Annotated in this window: 20 protein-coding genes; 18 read left to right on the top strand and 2 right to left on the bottom strand. The window is 66.5% G+C overall.

The window, feature by feature from the left end:
• Positions 1–194 precede the first annotated feature (194 nt).
• The 18 genes from GYK42_RS19155 (at position 195) to GYK42_RS19240 (ending at position 15,499) form a co-directional block, all read left to right on the top strand.
• Complete coding sequence (locus GYK42_RS19155; RefSeq protein ID WP_157814672.1) at positions 195–341, top strand: hypothetical protein; 147 nt, start codon at positions 195–197, stop codon at positions 339–341.
• Positions 342–423: 82 nt separating this feature from the next.
• Complete coding sequence (locus tag GYK42_RS19160) at positions 424–597, top strand: Flp family type IVb pilin (RefSeq protein ID WP_070222439.1); 174 nt, start codon at positions 424–426, stop codon at positions 595–597.
• 95 nt (positions 598–692) lie between these two features.
• Positions 693–866, top strand: a complete 174-nt coding sequence (locus GYK42_RS29680; protein ID WP_082127904.1) for a Flp family type IVb pilin — start codon at positions 693–695, stop codon at positions 864–866.
• Entirely contained in the window at positions 863–1,933 is a 1,071-nt protein-coding gene (locus GYK42_RS19170; RefSeq protein ID WP_166448810.1) for a phosphatase PAP2 family protein, read from the top strand. Before GYK42_RS29680 ends, GYK42_RS19170 begins: the two co-directional genes overlap by 4 nt.
• Positions 1,930–2,517, top strand: coding sequence for an A24 family peptidase (locus GYK42_RS19175; RefSeq protein WP_205711468.1), 588 nt, complete (start codon positions 1,930–1,932; stop codon positions 2,515–2,517). Before GYK42_RS19170 ends, GYK42_RS19175 begins: the two co-directional genes overlap by 4 nt.
• Positions 2,518–2,557: 40 nt before the next feature.
• Positions 2,558–3,178: a methyltransferase family protein gene (locus tag GYK42_RS19180; protein WP_046685882.1), complete on the top strand. Its 621-nt coding sequence runs from the start codon at positions 2,558–2,560 to the stop codon at positions 3,176–3,178.
• 33 nt (positions 3,179–3,211) lie between these two features.
• Positions 3,212–4,558: an ATP-binding protein gene (locus GYK42_RS19185; RefSeq protein ID WP_205711469.1), complete on the top strand. Its 1,347-nt coding sequence runs from the start codon at positions 3,212–3,214 to the stop codon at positions 4,556–4,558.
• Positions 4,555–5,403, top strand: a complete 849-nt coding sequence (gene cpaB, locus GYK42_RS19190; protein WP_058049598.1) for a Flp pilus assembly protein CpaB — start codon at positions 4,555–4,557, stop codon at positions 5,401–5,403. Before GYK42_RS19185 ends, cpaB begins: the two co-directional genes overlap by 4 nt.
• A gap of 22 nt (positions 5,404–5,425) precedes the next feature.
• Positions 5,426–7,003 (top strand): type II and III secretion system protein family protein, encoded by a 1,578-nt coding sequence (locus GYK42_RS19195; protein WP_166448811.1) that lies wholly within the window; start codon positions 5,426–5,428, stop codon positions 7,001–7,003.
• A gap of 9 nt (positions 7,004–7,012) precedes the next feature.
• Positions 7,013–7,300 (top strand): hypothetical protein, encoded by a 288-nt coding sequence (locus GYK42_RS19200; RefSeq protein ID WP_166448812.1) that lies wholly within the window; start codon positions 7,013–7,015, stop codon positions 7,298–7,300.
• A gap of 47 nt (positions 7,301–7,347) precedes the next feature.
• Positions 7,348–8,898, top strand: a complete 1,551-nt coding sequence (locus GYK42_RS19205; protein ID WP_166448813.1) for a Tad domain-containing protein — start codon at positions 7,348–7,350, stop codon at positions 8,896–8,898.
• Between the two features lie 7 nt (positions 8,899–8,905).
• Positions 8,906–9,373: a TadE/TadG family type IV pilus assembly protein gene (locus GYK42_RS19210; protein ID WP_166448814.1), complete on the top strand. Its 468-nt coding sequence runs from the start codon at positions 8,906–8,908 to the stop codon at positions 9,371–9,373.
• A 10-nt stretch (positions 9,374–9,383) separates the two neighbouring features.
• The gene (locus GYK42_RS19215) at positions 9,384–9,902 is read left to right on the top strand and encodes a TadE/TadG family type IV pilus assembly protein (RefSeq protein ID WP_166448815.1); all 519 of its coding nucleotides are present in this window, start codon (positions 9,384–9,386) and stop codon (positions 9,900–9,902) included.
• A 35-nt stretch (positions 9,903–9,937) separates the two neighbouring features.
• A complete protein-coding gene (locus tag GYK42_RS19220) occupies positions 9,938–11,089 on the top strand; it encodes an AAA family ATPase (protein ID WP_166448816.1) in 1,152 nt (383 codons plus the stop codon).
• Between the two features lie 45 nt (positions 11,090–11,134).
• Complete coding sequence (locus tag GYK42_RS19225) at positions 11,135–12,502, top strand: CpaF family protein (protein ID WP_046685889.1); 1,368 nt, start codon at positions 11,135–11,137, stop codon at positions 12,500–12,502.
• Positions 12,503–12,512: 10 nt separating this feature from the next.
• Positions 12,513–13,487, top strand: a complete 975-nt coding sequence (locus tag GYK42_RS19230; RefSeq protein WP_046685890.1) for a type II secretion system F family protein — start codon at positions 12,513–12,515, stop codon at positions 13,485–13,487.
• 19 nt (positions 13,488–13,506) lie between these two features.
• On the top strand, positions 13,507–14,454 hold the full coding sequence (locus tag GYK42_RS19235; RefSeq protein ID WP_046685891.1) for a type II secretion system F family protein: 948 nt from the start codon (positions 13,507–13,509) through the stop codon (positions 14,452–14,454).
• Between the two features lie 13 nt (positions 14,455–14,467).
• Complete coding sequence (locus tag GYK42_RS19240) at positions 14,468–15,499, top strand: LytR C-terminal domain-containing protein (protein ID WP_166448817.1); 1,032 nt, start codon at positions 14,468–14,470, stop codon at positions 15,497–15,499.
• An 8-nt stretch (positions 15,500–15,507) separates the two neighbouring features.
• Here the strand turns inward: GYK42_RS19240 and GYK42_RS19245 are convergent, their stop codons facing one another.
• Together GYK42_RS19245 and GYK42_RS19250 are read right to left on the bottom strand one after the other, a co-directional pair.
• Complete coding sequence (locus GYK42_RS19245; RefSeq protein ID WP_166448818.1) at positions 15,508–16,029, bottom strand: type IV secretion protein Rhs; 522 nt, start codon at positions 16,027–16,029, stop codon at positions 15,508–15,510.
• Positions 16,030–16,082: 53 nt separating this feature from the next.
• A complete protein-coding gene (locus GYK42_RS19250; protein ID WP_092710928.1) occupies positions 16,083–16,712 on the bottom strand; it encodes a bifunctional 4-hydroxy-2-oxoglutarate aldolase/2-dehydro-3-deoxy-phosphogluconate aldolase in 630 nt (209 codons plus the stop codon).

Here is a 16,712-nt window from a genome sequence, read left to right on the forward strand (position 1 = left end):
CCCCTGCGCCAGCCACCGGCACGGCCGTTGCGTCTGCGCGCCAAACTCGACCATGACAATTGTCACGAAAAAAACAAGCAGTTCCTCCTTGCAATAAAAGGATGTTCTTCTGATGTAGATCAAGGTGCCAACTTCTATAGTGGATTTACCGGAGTGCAAATCACCGCACGGCCCACCACGACACGGAGCACAGCATGCGCCTTGACAAGTTTCTTCCGACCGCCCTGATCACCTATTTGCAGGGCAAGGAAAAGGCTGCGTTCTACCGCTATGCCCTGGTGGCGGCCCTCATGGCGGTGGTGTGCATCATCGGACTGCTGGCACTGGGCGAAAGCCCATGAGCACGCCAGGTCGTAGCAGCAGGAAGCAACACTGTCATGCCGTTTTACCCACCGCCGTACCTTAACCACACCAGGAGTTGTCATGAACCTCATCAAAAACTTTATCCGCGAAGAAGATGGCGTCACCGCAATCGAGTACGGCCTGATCGCTGCCCTGATTGCCGTCGTGATCATCGCCGCCATCACCATCGTCGGCACGCAGCTGAAAAAAACCTTCAGCACCATCGGCACCAAGCTGACCACCGCCAATGCCTGACGCGGTGCTGTCCGGGCCGGCCCAGCGCCAGCCCGGACTACGCTTCCCCCCATTCCCGGCACGCCCACCTTGACGAACGCATAGCGAGGCCCATCGTGAAATCTCTCTTCAGCCGTTTATCCGACGAGTCCGCCGTCACAGCGATCGAATACGCGCTGCTGGCGGGCCTGATCGCGGCAGTGCTGGTGGTCACGATCACCTTGCTTGGCGACCAGGTCAAGCTGCTGTTTGTCTACGTCAAGGACCAAGTGGTCCTGGCCCTGTCATGAACACCCTGCTCGCCTCGCTGCGCACCCACCGCGCCCTGCTGCTGATCGTGCTGGCGTACGCCGCCGTGGCGACCTTGCTGGCCGGCGGCCTGCCCAGCGCATCGGACACCCTCAACGTGCTGGCCGGCTTCCTCGTGGCCATCCTCACGGGTCCCGTCTTCATCCTGTGCGGCTACACCATCCACGTCATGGTGATGAAACGCCCGCACCGCCTGTGCCATTATCTGTACCACGATCTGCGCCGCTACCTGAGCAACGAGCGCCTGCTGCACGCGCTGCCGGCCATGCTGCTGATCCCCGTCTTCGCCTCCAGCTTCACCGTTATCAAGGGCGCCATCCCGCGCCTGCATCCCTACACTTGGGATGCCACCCTGTCCGCCTGGGATATCGCGCTGCATGGCGGCAAGGCCCCATGGGAAAGGCTGCAGCCGCTGCTGGGCCACCCGCTCGTCACGGGCTTGCTCAACTTCAGCTACCACTTCTGGTTCTTCCTGTTCTACGCCATCCTGTACTGGCTCATCCTCGACACGCGCCGCCCGCTGCTGCGCATGCAGTTCCTGCTCAGCTTTGCGCTGACCTGGATCGCCCTGGGCAGCATCCTGGCCGTGCTGTTTGCCTCGGTCGGTCCCTGCTACTACGGCCACCTGCATGCCAGCGACCCGTATGCGCCGCTGATGGCCTACCTGCATGAGGCCAACCAGCACGTTCCCGTCTGGGCCCTGCAGGTGCAGGAAATGCTGTGGCAAGGCTATCAAAGCAAGGGCGCGCACGGCGAACTGGGCATCTCCGCCATGCCCAGCATGCATGTGGCCACGGCCGTGCTGATGGCCATCGTGGGCTGGAACGTCAACCGCGCCGCCGGGATCGCCCTGTCCGCCTTCGCCGTACTGATACTGCTCGGCTCCATCCACCTGGGCTGGCACTATGCGCTCGACGGCTATGTGGGCGCGGCCGGCGCGGCGCTCGTATGGCGCCTGGTAGGACGGCTGCTGGGCAGCCAGGCCGCGGCACCGGCCATGCACGTGGCCACGGCGCCCTGCATGGGCAAGGAAGGATTGACGTCATGAACGCCCACCTGCCCATGCTGCTGTGCCTTGCCGTGCTGGCCGCCCTGCTCGCTGCCGCCCTTTGGCACGACCTGCGCACGCGCCGCATCCCGAACCGGCTGGTGCTGTGGGGCACCTTGGCAGGGCTGATCATCAACAGTTTCGTGGCATCCGGCGCCGGCCTGTTCGACGCTTCCTTCGGCGGCCTGGGACTACTGCAGGCGCTGGCCGGCGCCGCCACCGGACTGGCCCTGCTGCTGCCCATGTATCTGCTGCGCGCCCTGGGCGCCGGCGACGTCAAGCTGATGGCCATGTGCGGCGCCTTCCTGGGTCCCGACGCCGTGCTCGAAGCGGCCTTGCTGACCTTCCTGTGCGGCGGCGTGCTGGCCCTGGCCGCCGCGCTGGCCGGCCAGCGCCTGCGCCAGGTGCTCAAAAACACCTATCACATGATGCTGGGCGCGCTGCTGCACAGCCTGGCCGGCGGCGCCGCCACGATCGCCGAACCGCCGCCTGCCACCGGCAAGCTGGCCTACGCTTTCGCCATTGCCAGCGGCACCCTGCTGCAGGTCTTCCTGCACTACACCCACCTGTGGAGCCTGCGCTGAAACGCGCCGCGCCAACCACCAACCACGACAGGACCTGACCATGGATACCCTCGCCACCCTCTGCCACTCGCGCCACGCCAGCCTGTTCACCAGCATCGCCATGGCTTGCCTGTGGACGTTCTTCGCCAGCGCGCACGTGGTGGGCTATCTGCACAGCGGCGACTGGAGCTATCTGCTGTTCTGCGCCGCCGAAACCCTGGCCGCCCTGTTCTTCATCGTGCGCACGGCCCCCGTCAGCGTTTCCACCGATGCGGGCGACTGGCTGCTGGCCATCGGCGCCACCTTCGCGCCCTTCCTCCTCTCACCTGCCGACATGGCCATCTGGCCCGGCGCGCGCTACCTGCTGGCCGTCGGCAGCCTGCTGCAGATCGCCGGCCTGCTGTCGCTGAACCGCAGCTTCGGCCTGGTAGCGGCGCAGCGCGACATCAAGACGGGCGGCGTCTATCGCGTGATACGCCATCCGCTGTATGCCAGCTACCTGATTTCCCTGAGCGGCTACCTGCTGGCCAACACCTCGTTCGCCAACACCGTCATCTATGTTGCGACGATGACGATGATGGTGATGCGCCTGCTGCGCGAAGAGCGTTTCCTGTCCACCGACGTGCGCTATCGCGTCTACATGCGCCAGGTGAAGTACCGCCTGCTGCCCTTCATCTTCTGACATCCGGCCACCCGAGCAAGAGGAGCACCCATCATGCCTGACACCTATCCAGAACGCAGCGACGGCGGCGGCGTCGAACCGGCGGCCAAGCGCGCCCCCCGCACGGTCGAGGAAACGGGATTGCCCTTCCTGTTCCTGGTCGAACTGCTGGTCAAGATACTCTTCCTGCGCGGCCAGATCGGCCTGCCCGCCCTGTCGACGCACGTGAAACTGGGCGCTGGCGTGCTCGAACCGCTGCTCACCTTCATGCGCGCCGAAAAGCTGTGCGAAGCGCGCCGCAACGGCGGCAGCGGCACCGACGCCGACCTGTCTTACCTGCTGGGCGACCAGGGCCGCCTGCGCGCCGCCGAGTACATGCGCCGCAACGCCTACAGCGGCCCCGCCCCCGTCACCCTGTCCGACTACAGCAACCAGGTGCTGGCGCAAAGCGTGGCGGACATGCATGTCACCCGCGACGACGTGCAGCGCGAGTTCCGCGACGTGGTGGCCAGTTCGGCCGTGCTCGACCAGCTGGGCGCGGCCATGAATTCCGGACGCGCCCTGTTCTTCCACGGTCCCGCCGGCAGCGGCAAGAGCTACCTGGCCGAGCGCCTGAACGGCCTGCTCAGCGGCGCCATCGCCCTGCCCCATGCCGTGATGGTCGACGGCGAAGTGCTGCCCTTCCTCGACCCCATGCTGCACACCGTGTCAAGCAAAGGCCTCGTGCCGTCCGATCCCCGCTGGGTGCGCGCCGAGCGCCCCGCCGTGCTGACGGGCGGCGAGCTGACGCTCGACATGCTGGACCTGCAATTCGACCAGGGCACGCGTTTGTACCAGGCGCCGCCGCACCTGAAGGCCAACAACGGCATCTTCATCATCGACGACCTGGGCCGCCAGCGCTGCTCGCCCGTGGAACTGATGAACCGCTGGATCGTGCCGATGGCGCGCCACATCGATTACCTGTCGCTGCACACGGGCTACAAGTTCCCCGTGCCCTTCGACGTCATCGTCGTGTTCTCGTCGAACCTGGCGCCGCAGCACCTGGCCGACGACTCCTTCCTGCGCCGCATCGGCTACAAGATCCACGTCGGCCCCCTGAGCGCCTACCACTACCTGGCCGTGTTCCGCAGCACCTGCGCCCAGCTGGGCATCAATTTCGACGAAGCCTCCTACACCTACCTGCTGCACCTGCACAGCCAGTACGGACGGCCCCTGCTGGCCTGCTATCCGCGCGACATCCTGGCGCAGATCTGCGACCAGGCGCGCTATGAAGACCACGCGGCACAGCTGTCGCCGGAAGTGCTGTTCTGGGCATGGAAAAACTATTTCGGCAGCGATGACGACCTTGCAAGCACACATAACGGACCGGCAGCGGTCCAGCACAAAGGGGAAGCAAAATGAGAAACGCACGCGCTCTGACGATGATGGCCATTGCGGTCATCCTGGCGTTCGCCGCGGTCATCGTGGCCGCGCGCTGGATCAATGCCCAAGCCTCGGGCAACATCAACAAGGTGGCCGTGGCCCAGGTCGACATCAGCCTGGGGGCGCGCCTCACGCCCGACATGGTGCGCATGGTGGACTGGCCATCGAACGCGCTGCCGCCGGGCGCCATCAACGATCCGAAACTGCTGGAAACGCGCGTCACGCGCACCAGCATCCAGCACGGCGAACCGATCATGGAAGGCAAGCTGGCGCCTCCCGGCACGCAAGGCGGCCTGTCGGCCGTCGTCGCCGAAGGCAAGCGCGCCATGACCGTGCGCGTCAACGATGTGGTGGGCGTGGCCGGCTTCGCCCTGCCCGGCAACTTTGTCGACATCCTCGTCAACACCCAGGGCGAAGGGGCCCGCAAGACGCCGGACCGCGACCCGAACATTTCCAAGATCGTGCTCGAACGCATCCTCGTGCTGGCCATCGCCCAGGAATCGAGCCGCGACGACACCAAGCCCAAGGTGGTCAACGCCGTGACCCTGGAGCTGACGCCCGACCAGGCGGAAAAACTCGACCTGGCACGCAGCGTGGGCACCCTGTCGCTGGTGCTGCGCAACCAGATCGAGGACAAACCCGTCAACACGGAAGGCGCCACCAAGTCCAGCCTGCTCGATGAAAAGGTCGCCATGGCAGCCCCCGCCGCCATGGTGCAAGCCAAGCCGCTGCCACGCCGCCGTCCCGCCGCCGCACCCGCGCCACAGGCCGGCCCACGGGTCGATGTCATCAAGGGGCTGGAACGCAGCTCCCAACAATTCTAACCTGCACCAGAGGAGTCACGCCATGAGCACATATTGCACAGCAAGCGGAAGCCGGGTACTCAGCCTGGCGCTTGCCCTCGCCATGATCGGCGCCCTGGCGCCCCAGGCACGCAGCGAACCCGTTGCCGCCACCGCCACTGCCGCCGAAACGGGCGCCGCCAGGAGCAGCCGTGCCACGGCCCGCCCCAAGGCCACGCCGCCGCAAAGCGAATCGCGCGCCGGGCGCACCGAAATGGCGCCGCAAATGAGCCTGGCCGAAGGCAAGTCGACCCTGATGCGCCTGCCGTTCGCCGCCAGCCGCATGTCCGTCGGCGACCCGCGCATCGCCGACGTCATCCTGCTCAATCCCAACGAGGTCTACCTGCTGGGCCGCTCCGTCGGCACCACCAACCTGATCCTGTGGAACAAGAGCAATGACGCCACCATCATCGACCTGGCCGTCGGCATCGACAGCAGCAGCCTGCAGGCGCGCATGGCCGAACTGCTGCCGAACGAAAAGATCAACGTCACGGTGGCGGGCGACACCCTGATCCTGTCGGGCATGGTCAGCGATGTCGTCAAGGCCGACCAGGCCCTGTCGCTGGCCAACGCCTATGTGCAGCGCAGCAGCCGCAGCGGCAGCGCCGCCTCCGGTGCAGCGCCAGCAGCAGGCGCCGCCGCTGCCGCTCCCGCCGCCGCGCCCGATGCGAACATGCCGCGCGTGATCAACCTGCTGTCGATCGCCGCGCCGCAACAGGTGATGCTGGAAGTGAAGGTGGCCGAAGTGTCGAAGGTGCTGGTCGACCAGCTGGGCGCCAGCCTGGGCATCAACAAGACCATCGGCAGCTGGTCGTACTCACTGCTGTCCAGCCTGCTCAGCAACAATCCCAGCGGCTTGAGCGGCGCCAGCAAGAACAACTTCTTCAACCTCGACGCGCAAAAACGCGATGGTCTGATCAAGGTGCTGGCCGAACCGAACATCATGGCCATCAGCGGCCAGGAGGCCAGCTTCCTGGCCGGCGGCAAGATCTTCATCCCCGTCAGCCAGACCAACAATAACGGCGTGCCCACCATCACGCTGGAAGAGAAGGAGTTCGGCGTGGCCGTGAAATTCACGCCCACCGTGCTCGAAGGGGGGCGCATCAACCTGAAGGTGGCGCCGGAAGTGTCGGACCTGAACAAGGACGGCATCGGCATCACCGCCACCGGCATCTCGGCCACGGCCATCCTGCCTTCGTTTACGACGCGGCGCGCCACCACCACGGTGCAGCTGTTCGACGGCCAGAGCTTCGCCATCGGCGGCCTGATCAAGAACAATGTGACCAGCAATATCAAGGCCCTGCCGGGCCTGGGCGAAGTGCCCGTGCTGGGCGCCCTGTTCCGCAGCACGGACTTCCAGACGGACCGTTCGGAACTGGTCTTCATCATCACGCCGCACCTGGTCAAGCCGCTGCCGCCCGACTACAAGCTGCCCACCGACGGCTACATCCAGCCGACGCGCGGCGACATGTTCATGCAGGGAAAAATGGAAGGCAGCGCACCGGCGCCCACAGCGGCACCAGCGCCCATGCAGCCGCAAGCGGCCGCGCCACAGCCTGCCGCCGGCTTCGACCTCAAATAGGAGAACACCATGAAAACCGCACATAGCCTGCCTTGCGCCACCCTGCTGTCTCTGCTGGTCCTGCTGTCCGGTTGCGCCGCCACCACCACGCCCGTGCTCGATTCGCACTTCGGCGAATCGGTGGCCCTGCTCAAGGCGCAGCAGATCATGTATCCGGACGCCTACCGCAATGCCAACCCGGTCAGCGGCATCGACGGCAAGGCCGGCGTCAGCGCCTACCAGCGCTACCAGAAATCGTTTGCGGCGCCGGAACCGCAACCGAATGTCTTCACCATCGGCGTGGGCGGACGCCAGTAGGCGCCAATCCCGCGATGCCCCCACCCCAGGCCACCCAGGAGACAGCCATGAACACCGCATTTCGCAGGCACGACAAGCAGCAGGGCGCGATCGCCATCGTGCTGGGGCTGACCCTGGTGGTGCTGTTTGCCATGGGCGGCCTGGTGCTGGACCTGGGCCACCTGTACATCGCCAAGACGGAACTGCAGAACGGCGCCGACAGCGCCGCCCTGGCCGGCGCCGTGGAGCTCAATCAAAGCGCCACCGGCATCGACAATGCGCAGGCCAAGGCCATCGCCATCGCGCAAAAGAACCGCTACGATTTTTCCACCGCGCTGACCATCACTGCCGCCAACATCGAGTTCGGCCCCAGCCCGGACGGCCCCTGGTCGTCCGGCGCCAGCGCCCGCACCAGTCCCCAGGGCCAGACCTTCATCCGCGTCGACACGGGCAGCAAGACCTTCGCCACCTACCTGATGGGCATCGCCGGCATCGCCAGCACCAGCACCTCGGGCGTGGCCGTGGCGGGGCGCTTCGTCAACGACGTCACGCCGATCGGCGTGTGCGCCGTCGATCCGGCCAACAAGACGGCGCAATACACGTATCCGGCCGCGCCGGCCGGCACGGGCCTGACGGAACTGCTGGAATTCGGTTTCCGCCGCGGCGTCACCTACAACCTGTTCGGCCTCAATCCGCTGGGCGGCCCGTCCGATCCCTATCTGATCAACCCCGTCGACGCGCCGCCCGGCAGCTGCAGCGCCTCGCATTCGAGCGCCGCCTCGACCGCGCCATTCATGTGCACGGGCAGCAGCGCCGTCATCACCAGCGGCACGGGCCAGGTGTACACGAACACGGGGCTGACGGCGTCGCTGGCCGCCTCGCTCAATTCGCGCTTCGACGATTACGGCGGACCGTCCGTGTGCGACCCCGCGACGGCGCCGCCCGACACCAACATCAAGGAATATCCTTGCGTGGGCGCCGCGTCGCCCTGCGTCGCCGCTGCCGCCAACTCGCCGCCCACGGGCTGGATGCAGCCGGGCGCCAGCACCCTGCCCAGCCAGCAGCCGGTCAGCCTGGCCGGCAACAAGCCGAATTACCAGCTGCCGTCCGCCGGCAGCGTCCCGGCCCCCTCGGCCACATTCGCCCAATTCTCCGGCTATGGCGTGCTGTGGTCGTACGGCCCCGCCTATCAAAGCAATGGCGCCACCCCGGCCAAGGCCGGCACGGCATACAGCGTCGCGGACGGCAATGCCAACCCCATGTACAGCACGGCCAAGGCGAATTACTTCGACACGGCCAGCTACCCCGTCAGCCCCGGCGCAGGCTTTCCTGCCAGTACTCCGCCTTCGCCATACAACCAGACCAGCGGCCCCACGTTCCAGGCGCCATCGGCGGCCCATCCGGGCCAGCGCAACCGGCGCATCCTCAACGTGGTGCTGGTCGACTGCCGCACGGCGCCCGTGGGGCCGGCTTCGTGCGGCACCATGAACGCGGTCGGCATCGGCAAATTCTTCATGACGATGAAGGCCGATTTCAGCGGCGGCACCAAGCGCCTCGACGTCGAATTCGCGGGCCTGATCGAGCCCGTGCCGAATTCCGAAATCAAACTCTACAAGTGAGGCGGCCATGCGCATCCACCATTCCCCCCTCAGGCAGCGCGGCGGCGCCGCCGTCGAATTCGGCATCGTGCTGGCCCTGCTGATCACGCTGCTGGCCGGTATCTTCGGCTTCGGCCGCGCCTTCTGGTACTACGACGCGCTGACCAAGGCCACGCGCGACGCGGCGCGCAACATGTCCGTCAAGGCAAAAGCCGGCATCGCCTCGCAGGGCGTGCCGGCCGCCAAACAGACGGTGGTCGACGCGGCCATCAGCGCCGGCATCAGCGACTTTGCCACGGCCAACGTGACCGTGACCTGCCTGGACGCGGCGTTCAACGACAGCAACTGCACCGATGGCACGGCGCCGGGCGGCATCCGCGTCGAAGTCGTCAACTACACGCTGTCGGTGGGCCAGTACCTGCCGTTCGTGATCGGCGCGGCCAGCAGCTATGCCACGCCGCTCTCGCCGCGCACCACCATGCGCTACATGCTGTAAGGAGAACGCCATGCGCCACCGCCTTCCACTTGCCCTCCGAACCGACCGCCAGCGCGGCGCCGCCGCCGTCGAATTCGCCCTGGTGTCGCTGCTGTTTTTCACCCTGCTGTTCGGCATCCTCGAATTCGGCCGCATGCTGTACCTGTACAACACGGTGCAGGAAGTGAGCCGCCGCGCCGCGCGCGAAGCGGTGGTGCGCTGGATCGACCAGACCGACGCCATCAAGACCCTGGCCCTGTTCGGCGGCACGGCCCTGCCGGCCGCGCCGGAACTGACGGCCGCCAACATCACCATCCGCTACCTGAACAAGAGCGGCGCCGAAGTGACCTTGCCGCCTACGGACCCGGGCGACAACCTGTCGGCCTGCGGCGACATCACGCGCACGGCCAGCTGCATCGACAGCGTGCGCGTGTCGATCGACAACGTCAGCTACACGCCGATGGTCAGCCTGTTCGGTTTTCTCAATATTGCCGTGCCAGCCTCGGTGGTGGTCATGCACGCCGAAAGCCTGGGCTTCCAGATCAACTGAACGCCTTGCCGAACACCTTTACCGGGGAGTACCAAGTGAATATCGTCATCGTCTCGAAGAATGAAGTCCAGCTCAAGCGGCTTACCCGCTTGCTGCGCGAACGCAGCGCGACCGACCGCGTTACCCTGCTGGCGAGCATACCGGATGTATTCGACAACGGCGTCACGCCGGACTTGCTGCTGCTGGAGCAGGAGCTGACGGGCGAGGTGGAGCTGGAGCAGCTCGAGCTGCTGGGCGGGCGCCACCCGAACCTGGCCATCATCGTGCAATGTCCGCAGCAAAGTCCGCAATTCCTGCTGCGCTCGATGCGCGCCGGCGTGCGCGAAGTGCTGCAGCCGGACGACGACGCGGCCCTGTGCGCCGCCTTGCGCCGCATCGAGGAAAAACTGCAGAAGCAGGTCACGCGCAAGGGCCAGGTGCTGGCCTTCGTCTCGTGCAAGGGCGGCAGCGGCGCCACCTTCATCGCCGCCAACCTCGGCTACGCGCTGGCCGCCGGCGAGCAGCGCAAGGTGGCGCTGTTCGACCTGAACCTGCAGTTCGGCGACGCCGCGCTGTTCGTCTCGGACCACAAGCCGGCCACCACCCTGTCGCAGCTGTCGCAGCAGATCGTGCGCCTCGACGCTTCGCTGCTGGCCGCCAGCATGATCCAGATCACGCCCGCCTACAGCGTGCTGGCCGCCGCCGACGACCCGGCCCACGCGGCCGACGTCGAAGCCGACCATATCGACCGCCTGCTGACCCTGGCGCGCAGCCAGTACGACTACATCCTGCTCGACGTGGGGCGCGGACTCGACCCCGTCAGCGTGCGCGCGCTGGACCGGGCCGACCTGATCTTCCCCGTGCTGCAGGCAACCTTGCCGTATGTGCGCGACGGCAAGCGCCTGCTCGACGTGTTCCGCGGCCTCGGCTACCGCGAAGACAAGATCCGCCTGATCCTGAACCGCTATGCCAGCAGCGACAGCATCCGCGTGGCCGACCTGGAAGCGGCGTATGGCAAGCACGTCTACAAATCCATCCCCAACCACTACGAAGCGGTGGCGGCCTCCGTCAGCCAGGGCGTGCCCATCCTCAAGCTGACGCCGCACAACGCCGTCTCGCGCGCCCTGCAGGAACTGGCCGCCAGCCTGGCCGGCGAAACCCCGCCCGCCGCGCAAGGCTGGGTTTCGCGGCTGCTGGCGCGCGCTTGATTCCCTACAGCGCGCCTGATTCCCTACCTTTACCGGAGACCGACCATGACTGCCGAAAAACTCACCCTGCGGGACCGCCTGGGCTATGCCCAGGATGACGCCAGCCTGAATGACGATGCCGCGCACCAGGGCGCAGCCAGCCACAGCTACCAGCAGCTCAAGCACCGCACCCACCAGGCGCTGCTCGACCGCGTCGACCTGGAAGGCATGCAGCGCCTGTCGCGCGAACAGATCCGCGAAGAGCTGAAAATCCTCGTCAGCGACGTGCTCACGGAAGACAATGTGGTGATCAACGAGCTGGAACGGCGCTCGCTGATCCGCGACATCCAGGACGAGGTGCTCGGCTTCGGCCCGCTCGAACCGCTGCTGGCCGATCCCGGCGTATCCGATATCCTCGTCAACACCTACCGCCAGGTGTATGTCGAACGCCATGGCCGCCTGGAGCTGAGCGACGTCTGCTTCACCGACGATGCGCATTTGATGAAAATCATCGACAAGATCGTCTCGCGCGTGGGCCGGCGCATCGATGAGTCGAGCCCCATGGTCGATGCGCGCCTGCCCGACGGTTCGCGCGTGAACGCCATCATCCCGCCGCTGGCCATCGACGGCCCCGTGATGTCGATCCGCCGCTTCTCGGCCCAGCCCCTGCGCCTGGCCGACCTGCTGCTCAAGCACAGCCTGACGGAAGAAATGAGCACCACCCTGCAGGCGCTGGGCAAGGCCAAGGTCAACATCCTGATCTCGGGCGGTACGGGCAGCGGCAAGACCACCATGCTCAATGCGATTTCCGGTTTCATCAGCACGGCCGAGCGCATCGTCACCATTGAAGACGCGGCCGAACTGCAGATGCAGCAGCCGCACGTGGTACGCCTGGAAACGCGCCCGCCGAACATCGAGGGCAAGGGCGAAGTGACGCAGCGCGCGCTGGTGCGCAATGCGCTGCGCATGCGCCCCGACCGCATCATCCTGGGCGAGGTGCGCGGCGCCGAGGCGCTCGACATGCTGGGCGCCATGAACACGGGCCATGAAGGCTCGATGGCCACCATCCACGCGAATACCCCGCGCGACGCGCTGACGCGGCTGGAAAACATGATCAGCATGGCTTCCGCGGCCCTGCCCGTCAAAGCCATGCGCCAGCAGATCAGTTCGGCCATCAGCGTGGTGGTGCAGGTGTCGCGCCTGACGGACGGCAAGCGCAAGGTCACGTCGATCCAGGAAATCACGGGCATGGAAGGCGAGATGATCACCATGCAGGAAATCTTCACCTTCCGCCAGACGGGCATCGGCGAGGACGGCACGGTGCAGGGACATTTCCATGCCAGCGGCGTGCGGCCTCGTTTCCTGGAGCGCCTGCGCGCCTTCGGCATCAGCCTGCCGGAGACCCTGTTCGATCCCGCCCGCCAGTACCATTAAGGGGAGCATCATGGACTATCTCTATTACGTATTCGCCATCCTCACCTTCATCGCCGTGGTACTGCTGATCGAGGGCGTGTACCTGGCGTGGAACACCTCGCGCGGCCCGGAAGCGGAAAGGGTCGCGCGCCGCCTGCGCATCATGTCGGCCGGCGCGCATGGCGACACGGGCAGCTCGATGATCAAGAAACGCCTGCTGAGCGACACCCCGGCCCTGCAGCGCGTGCTGCTCAGCGTGCCCCGCGTGCATGCGCTCGACCGCCTGCTGGAGCAGTCGGGCCTGACCTGGAGCGTGGCCAGCTTCGCCGGCGTGATGCTGGCTTCGGCCGGCGCCGCGTTTTTGCTGCTCAGCTACTTCAGCGTGCCGTGGCTGCTGCTCCTGCCGCTGGTGGCTGGCGCGGCCCTGCTGCCGCTGCTGGTGGTCTTGCGCGCCAAGGCCAAGCGCCTGCAGCGCATCGAGCAGCAATTGCCCGATGCGCTGGACCTGATGGCGCGCGCCCTGCGTGCCGGCCACGCCTTCCCGACCGCCCTGAAAATGGTCGGCGATGAAATGAACGCGCCGCTGGCCGTGGAATTTCGCGCCACTTTCGACGAAGTCAATTTCGGCATCGCCATGCAGGACGCCCTGATGAACCTGGCCACGCGCGTGCCCAGCACGGACTTGCGCTACTTTGTCATCGCCGTGCTGATCCAGCGCGAAACGGGCGGCAACCTGGCCGAACTGCTCGACAGCATCAGCCGCATCATCCGCGAGCGCATCAAGCTGCTGGGACAGGTGCGCGTGCTGTCGGCCGAAGGCAAGCTGTCGGCCTGGATCCTGTCGCTGCTGCCTTTCGGCGCGGCGGCCATGATCCAGCTGACCAATCCGCAATTCCTGGAAATGCTGTTCGTCGATCCGGGCGGACGCAAGATGCTCGTCGGCGCCCTGGTGATGATGGTGTGCGGCATCCTGGTCATGCGCAATATCATCCGCATCCGTGTCTGAGCCCGCAAGGAGAATCCTCATGAATCCCGTCCATTTCGCCTTTCTCGCACTGCTCTTCATTGCCGTCTTCGGCACCGTGCTGGTGGCCATGCGCAGCTTTGCCCCCGATCCCTTGCGCCAGCGCATGGACAACGCCACCGGCAAGAGCGCGGCCGCGCCTGGCGCCTCCGCGCCCAGCCCCTGGCTGGCGCGCATGGTGCGCCTGAGCGGCCCGCTGGCCAAACTGTCGCTGCCCGACCAGGGCTGGGAAGGCTCCGTGATGCGCCGGCGCTTCATGAATGCCGGCCTGCGCCAGGCGTCGGCGCCCATCCTGTTCTTTTCCGCCAAGACCATGCTGGCTATCGGCCTGCCGCTGCTGCTGTTCCTGGGACTGAGCGCGTCGGGCAGCCAGATGGCAGGCAAAGCTCTCTTGTTCTGGCTGCTGATTGTGGCCGCCATCGGCTACTACCTGCCCAATATCGTGCTGGCGCAAATGATCAAGCGGCGCCAGCGCGACATCTTCGAAAGCTTTCCCGATGCGCTGGACTTGATGACGGTGTGCGTGGAAGCGGGCCTGGCCATGGATGCGGCGCTGGCCAGGGTGGCGGCCGAGATCGCCCTGAAAAGCGCCGTGCTGGCCGAGGAATTGCACCTGGTGATGCTGGAACTGCGCGCCGGCAATACCAAGGAGCGGGCGCTGCGCAACCTGGCCCTGCGCACGGGCGTCGAGGATGTCGACGCGCTGGTGGCCATGCTGATCCAGGCCGAACGCTTCGGCACCAGCATCGCTTCCTCGCTGCGCGTGCAGTCGGACCAGCTGCGCACCAAACGCCGCCAGCTTGCCGAGGAAGAAGCGGCGAAGATCGCCCTCAAGCTGCTGTTCCCGCTGATCTTTTTCATCTTCCCTTCGCTGCTGGTCGTCCTGATGGGACCAGCCTTCCTGCAAATCTACCGCGTGCTCCTGCCCAGCATGGGCAGCGGCAGCTGACCGGAGAACCGCCATGTCACAGCACACCACCCTGATGCTCATGCTCGCCTGCACCGGCCTACTGCCCGCCTGCGGCCATCTGCCCGGCCCGTCCAGCCAGGGCAACCATACTGCACCACCGCAGGCGCGCATCGATGACAGCCCCGCCACCCGCACGGCCGCTTTCTGCAAGCTGGGCAAGCGCATGCAGGAACTGGGCGACTCGCGCGCGGCGATGGCAGCGTACAGCGAAGCCCTGCTATTGACGCCCGACTCGGCCGATGCGCGCAATGGCGCCGCCGTGCTGCACGCGCAACTGGGCCAGCTGGAAACGGCGCGCGGCATGCTGCAGGCGCTGGCGCAAGAGGCGCCGACGGCGAGAACCTACAACAATCTCGGCTACGTGCTGTACCTGCAGGGCGATTACGCGCAGGCGGCCAGCGTGCTGCGCCAGTCGCTGCAGCTCGACAACGGCCAGCAGCCGGCGCGCGCCAACCTGGATCTCGCCATCGCGGCGCTGGCGCGCAGCGCAGGAACAGTCGATGCGGTCGGCACCGCGGCGGAAACCATCGCACCCGACCTGGCGCCGACGCCTGCGCCAGCGGCGCCTGCCAGCCGCCTGCAGCTGACGCAGTCGCAGCCGAATATCTTCACGCTGAGCTGGCGCGACGCTCCCGTAGTGGCGCAAGCCGCCTTGCCGGTCCCGGCAAAACCGGTGGCGCCAGCGAAGGCGGCAGCCCTGCCACGACTGGAAGTCATCAACGGCAATGGCGTAACGGGGATGGCGGCGCGCATGCGCGGCATGCTGGGCGGCATCGGCATCAGCGTGCTGCGGCTGGGCAACCAGCGGCCGTACGGCGTCCAGGCCAGCAGCATCGTCTACCGGCCCGGCCATGCGCAGGCGGCCGCCGCCCTGGCCCTGGCCTTGGGCGGCATGCCGCAGCTGCAGGCGGCGGACGACAGCGGCGTGGGCGCGGGCGCCGACCTGCGTTTATTGCTGGGCAAGGATGCGGCCGCCAGCCTGCGCGCGCCGGACGTGCGCCTGGCGTCGAACCTGGCGCGGTAACGGTGAAATCAGCGCGGCAGCAGGCGCCGGTCGGCGGGATTGATCAGGAAGCCTTGCAGGATATCCTGCAGCTGCGGCAGCTTGGCGACGTAGGCGGGAATGCCCAGCTGGCGCGCGCCGAAGTAGTGGGCGATGATGTCGCCCTGCTGCTCCATGTTGAAGTCGGACAGGACGCCGCCGCCCTGCGCATCGTAACGGTAGGCGCGCTGCCGGATATAGCCGCCGCGCAGCGCCAGCAGCACGCCATGCAGCAGCACGCTGTAGCCAAGCTGATACTGCCACACGTGCACCATCTCGTGGATGAAGAACAGCTTGCCGCTGTTGCCTTCGCGGGAAAAATCGTCGCGGTACTGGGTCGGCATGAAGTGCAGGCTGCCGCGCGGCGTCATCGCCGTGTTCTGATCCTGCAAGCCGAACGGTAGAAAGGAGCCGCGCACGACGCGCACGCGCGCGTAGTCGATGGCGCCCTGGAAGACGCTGCGGGCCATGGCGGTTTCGCCGATGGTGAGGGGGCGGCGCAAGACGCGCATAAAGAATCGGGAAGAAAGCGCGGCAAGCGGGAAGCCTGCCGCGCAAGTACCGCTTAAACCGAACGTAAACCGCTGGCAGCTTTCGCGATTTCCGTGATGCGGTCCCAGTTGCCGGCCGCGATCGCGTCTTTCGGCGTCAGCCACGAGCCGCCCACGCAGGCGACGTTTTTCAGCGCCAGGAACTGCGACGCCGTCTCTTGCGAGATGCCGCCTGTCGGGCAGAACGTCACGTCCGGCAGCGGGCCGTAGATCGCGTTGAGCATGCCGATGCCGCCCGCCGGCACGGCCGGGAACAATTTCAGCTGCTGGAAGCCGTTTTCACGCGCCGCCATCACTTCGCCTGGCGTCATCACGCCTGGCAGCAAGGGCAGGCCGCTGCTTTTCGCCGCCGCCACCAGGGCCGACGTCAAGCCTGGCGAGACGCCAAACACGGCGCCCGCATCGCGTGCCTGAGCAAACTCCTCGGGACGCGTCAAGGTACCCACGCCGACGATGGCGCCCGGTACTTCCGACATGGCGCGGATCGCTTCCAGGCCGTGCTTGGTGCGCAGGGTTACTTCCAGCACGCGGATGCCGCCCGCCACCAGCGCGCGCGCCAGCGGTACGGCGTGTTCAGGATCGTCGATTGCAATCACGGGGATCACGCTCGAGGTGCGCATAATTTCCAGTAGTGTCATGGTCAT

The organism is Janthinobacterium lividum, assembly GCF_011601275.1.
Lineage (GTDB): Bacteria > Pseudomonadota > Gammaproteobacteria > Burkholderiales > Burkholderiaceae_D > Janthinobacterium > Janthinobacterium lividum_E.

Coding starts and splice junctions, on each gene's coding strand:
- GYK42_RS19155 (WP_157814672.1), top strand. CDS start 195: ATGCGCCTTGACAAGTTTCTTCCGACCGCCCTGATCACCTATTTGCAG.
- GYK42_RS19160 (WP_070222439.1), top strand. CDS start 424: ATGAACCTCATCAAAAACTTTATCCGCGAAGAAGATGGCGTCACCGCA.
- GYK42_RS19170 (WP_166448810.1), top strand. CDS start 863: ATGAACACCCTGCTCGCCTCGCTGCGCACCCACCGCGCCCTGCTGCTG.
- GYK42_RS19175 (WP_205711468.1), top strand. CDS start 1,930: ATGAACGCCCACCTGCCCATGCTGCTGTGCCTTGCCGTGCTGGCCGCC.
- GYK42_RS19180 (WP_046685882.1), top strand. CDS start 2,558: ATGGATACCCTCGCCACCCTCTGCCACTCGCGCCACGCCAGCCTGTTC.
- GYK42_RS19185 (WP_205711469.1), top strand. CDS start 3,212: ATGCCTGACACCTATCCAGAACGCAGCGACGGCGGCGGCGTCGAACCG.
- cpaB (WP_058049598.1), top strand. CDS start 4,555: ATGAGAAACGCACGCGCTCTGACGATGATGGCCATTGCGGTCATCCTG.
- GYK42_RS19195 (WP_166448811.1), top strand. CDS start 5,426: ATGAGCACATATTGCACAGCAAGCGGAAGCCGGGTACTCAGCCTGGCG.
- GYK42_RS19200 (WP_166448812.1), top strand. CDS start 7,013: ATGAAAACCGCACATAGCCTGCCTTGCGCCACCCTGCTGTCTCTGCTG.
- GYK42_RS19205 (WP_166448813.1), top strand. CDS start 7,348: ATGAACACCGCATTTCGCAGGCACGACAAGCAGCAGGGCGCGATCGCC.
- GYK42_RS19210 (WP_166448814.1), top strand. CDS start 8,906: ATGCGCATCCACCATTCCCCCCTCAGGCAGCGCGGCGGCGCCGCCGTC.
- GYK42_RS19215 (WP_166448815.1), top strand. CDS start 9,384: ATGCGCCACCGCCTTCCACTTGCCCTCCGAACCGACCGCCAGCGCGGC.
- GYK42_RS19225 (WP_046685889.1), top strand. CDS start 11,135: ATGACTGCCGAAAAACTCACCCTGCGGGACCGCCTGGGCTATGCCCAG.
- GYK42_RS19230 (WP_046685890.1), top strand. CDS start 12,513: ATGGACTATCTCTATTACGTATTCGCCATCCTCACCTTCATCGCCGTG.
- GYK42_RS19235 (WP_046685891.1), top strand. CDS start 13,507: ATGAATCCCGTCCATTTCGCCTTTCTCGCACTGCTCTTCATTGCCGTC.
- GYK42_RS19240 (WP_166448817.1), top strand. CDS start 14,468: ATGTCACAGCACACCACCCTGATGCTCATGCTCGCCTGCACCGGCCTA.
- GYK42_RS19245 (WP_166448818.1), bottom strand. CDS start 16,029: ATGCGCGTCTTGCGCCGCCCCCTCACCATCGGCGAAACCGCCATGGCC.
- GYK42_RS19250 (WP_092710928.1), bottom strand. CDS start 16,712: ATGACCATGACACTACTGGAAATTATGCGCACCTCGAGCGTGATCCCC.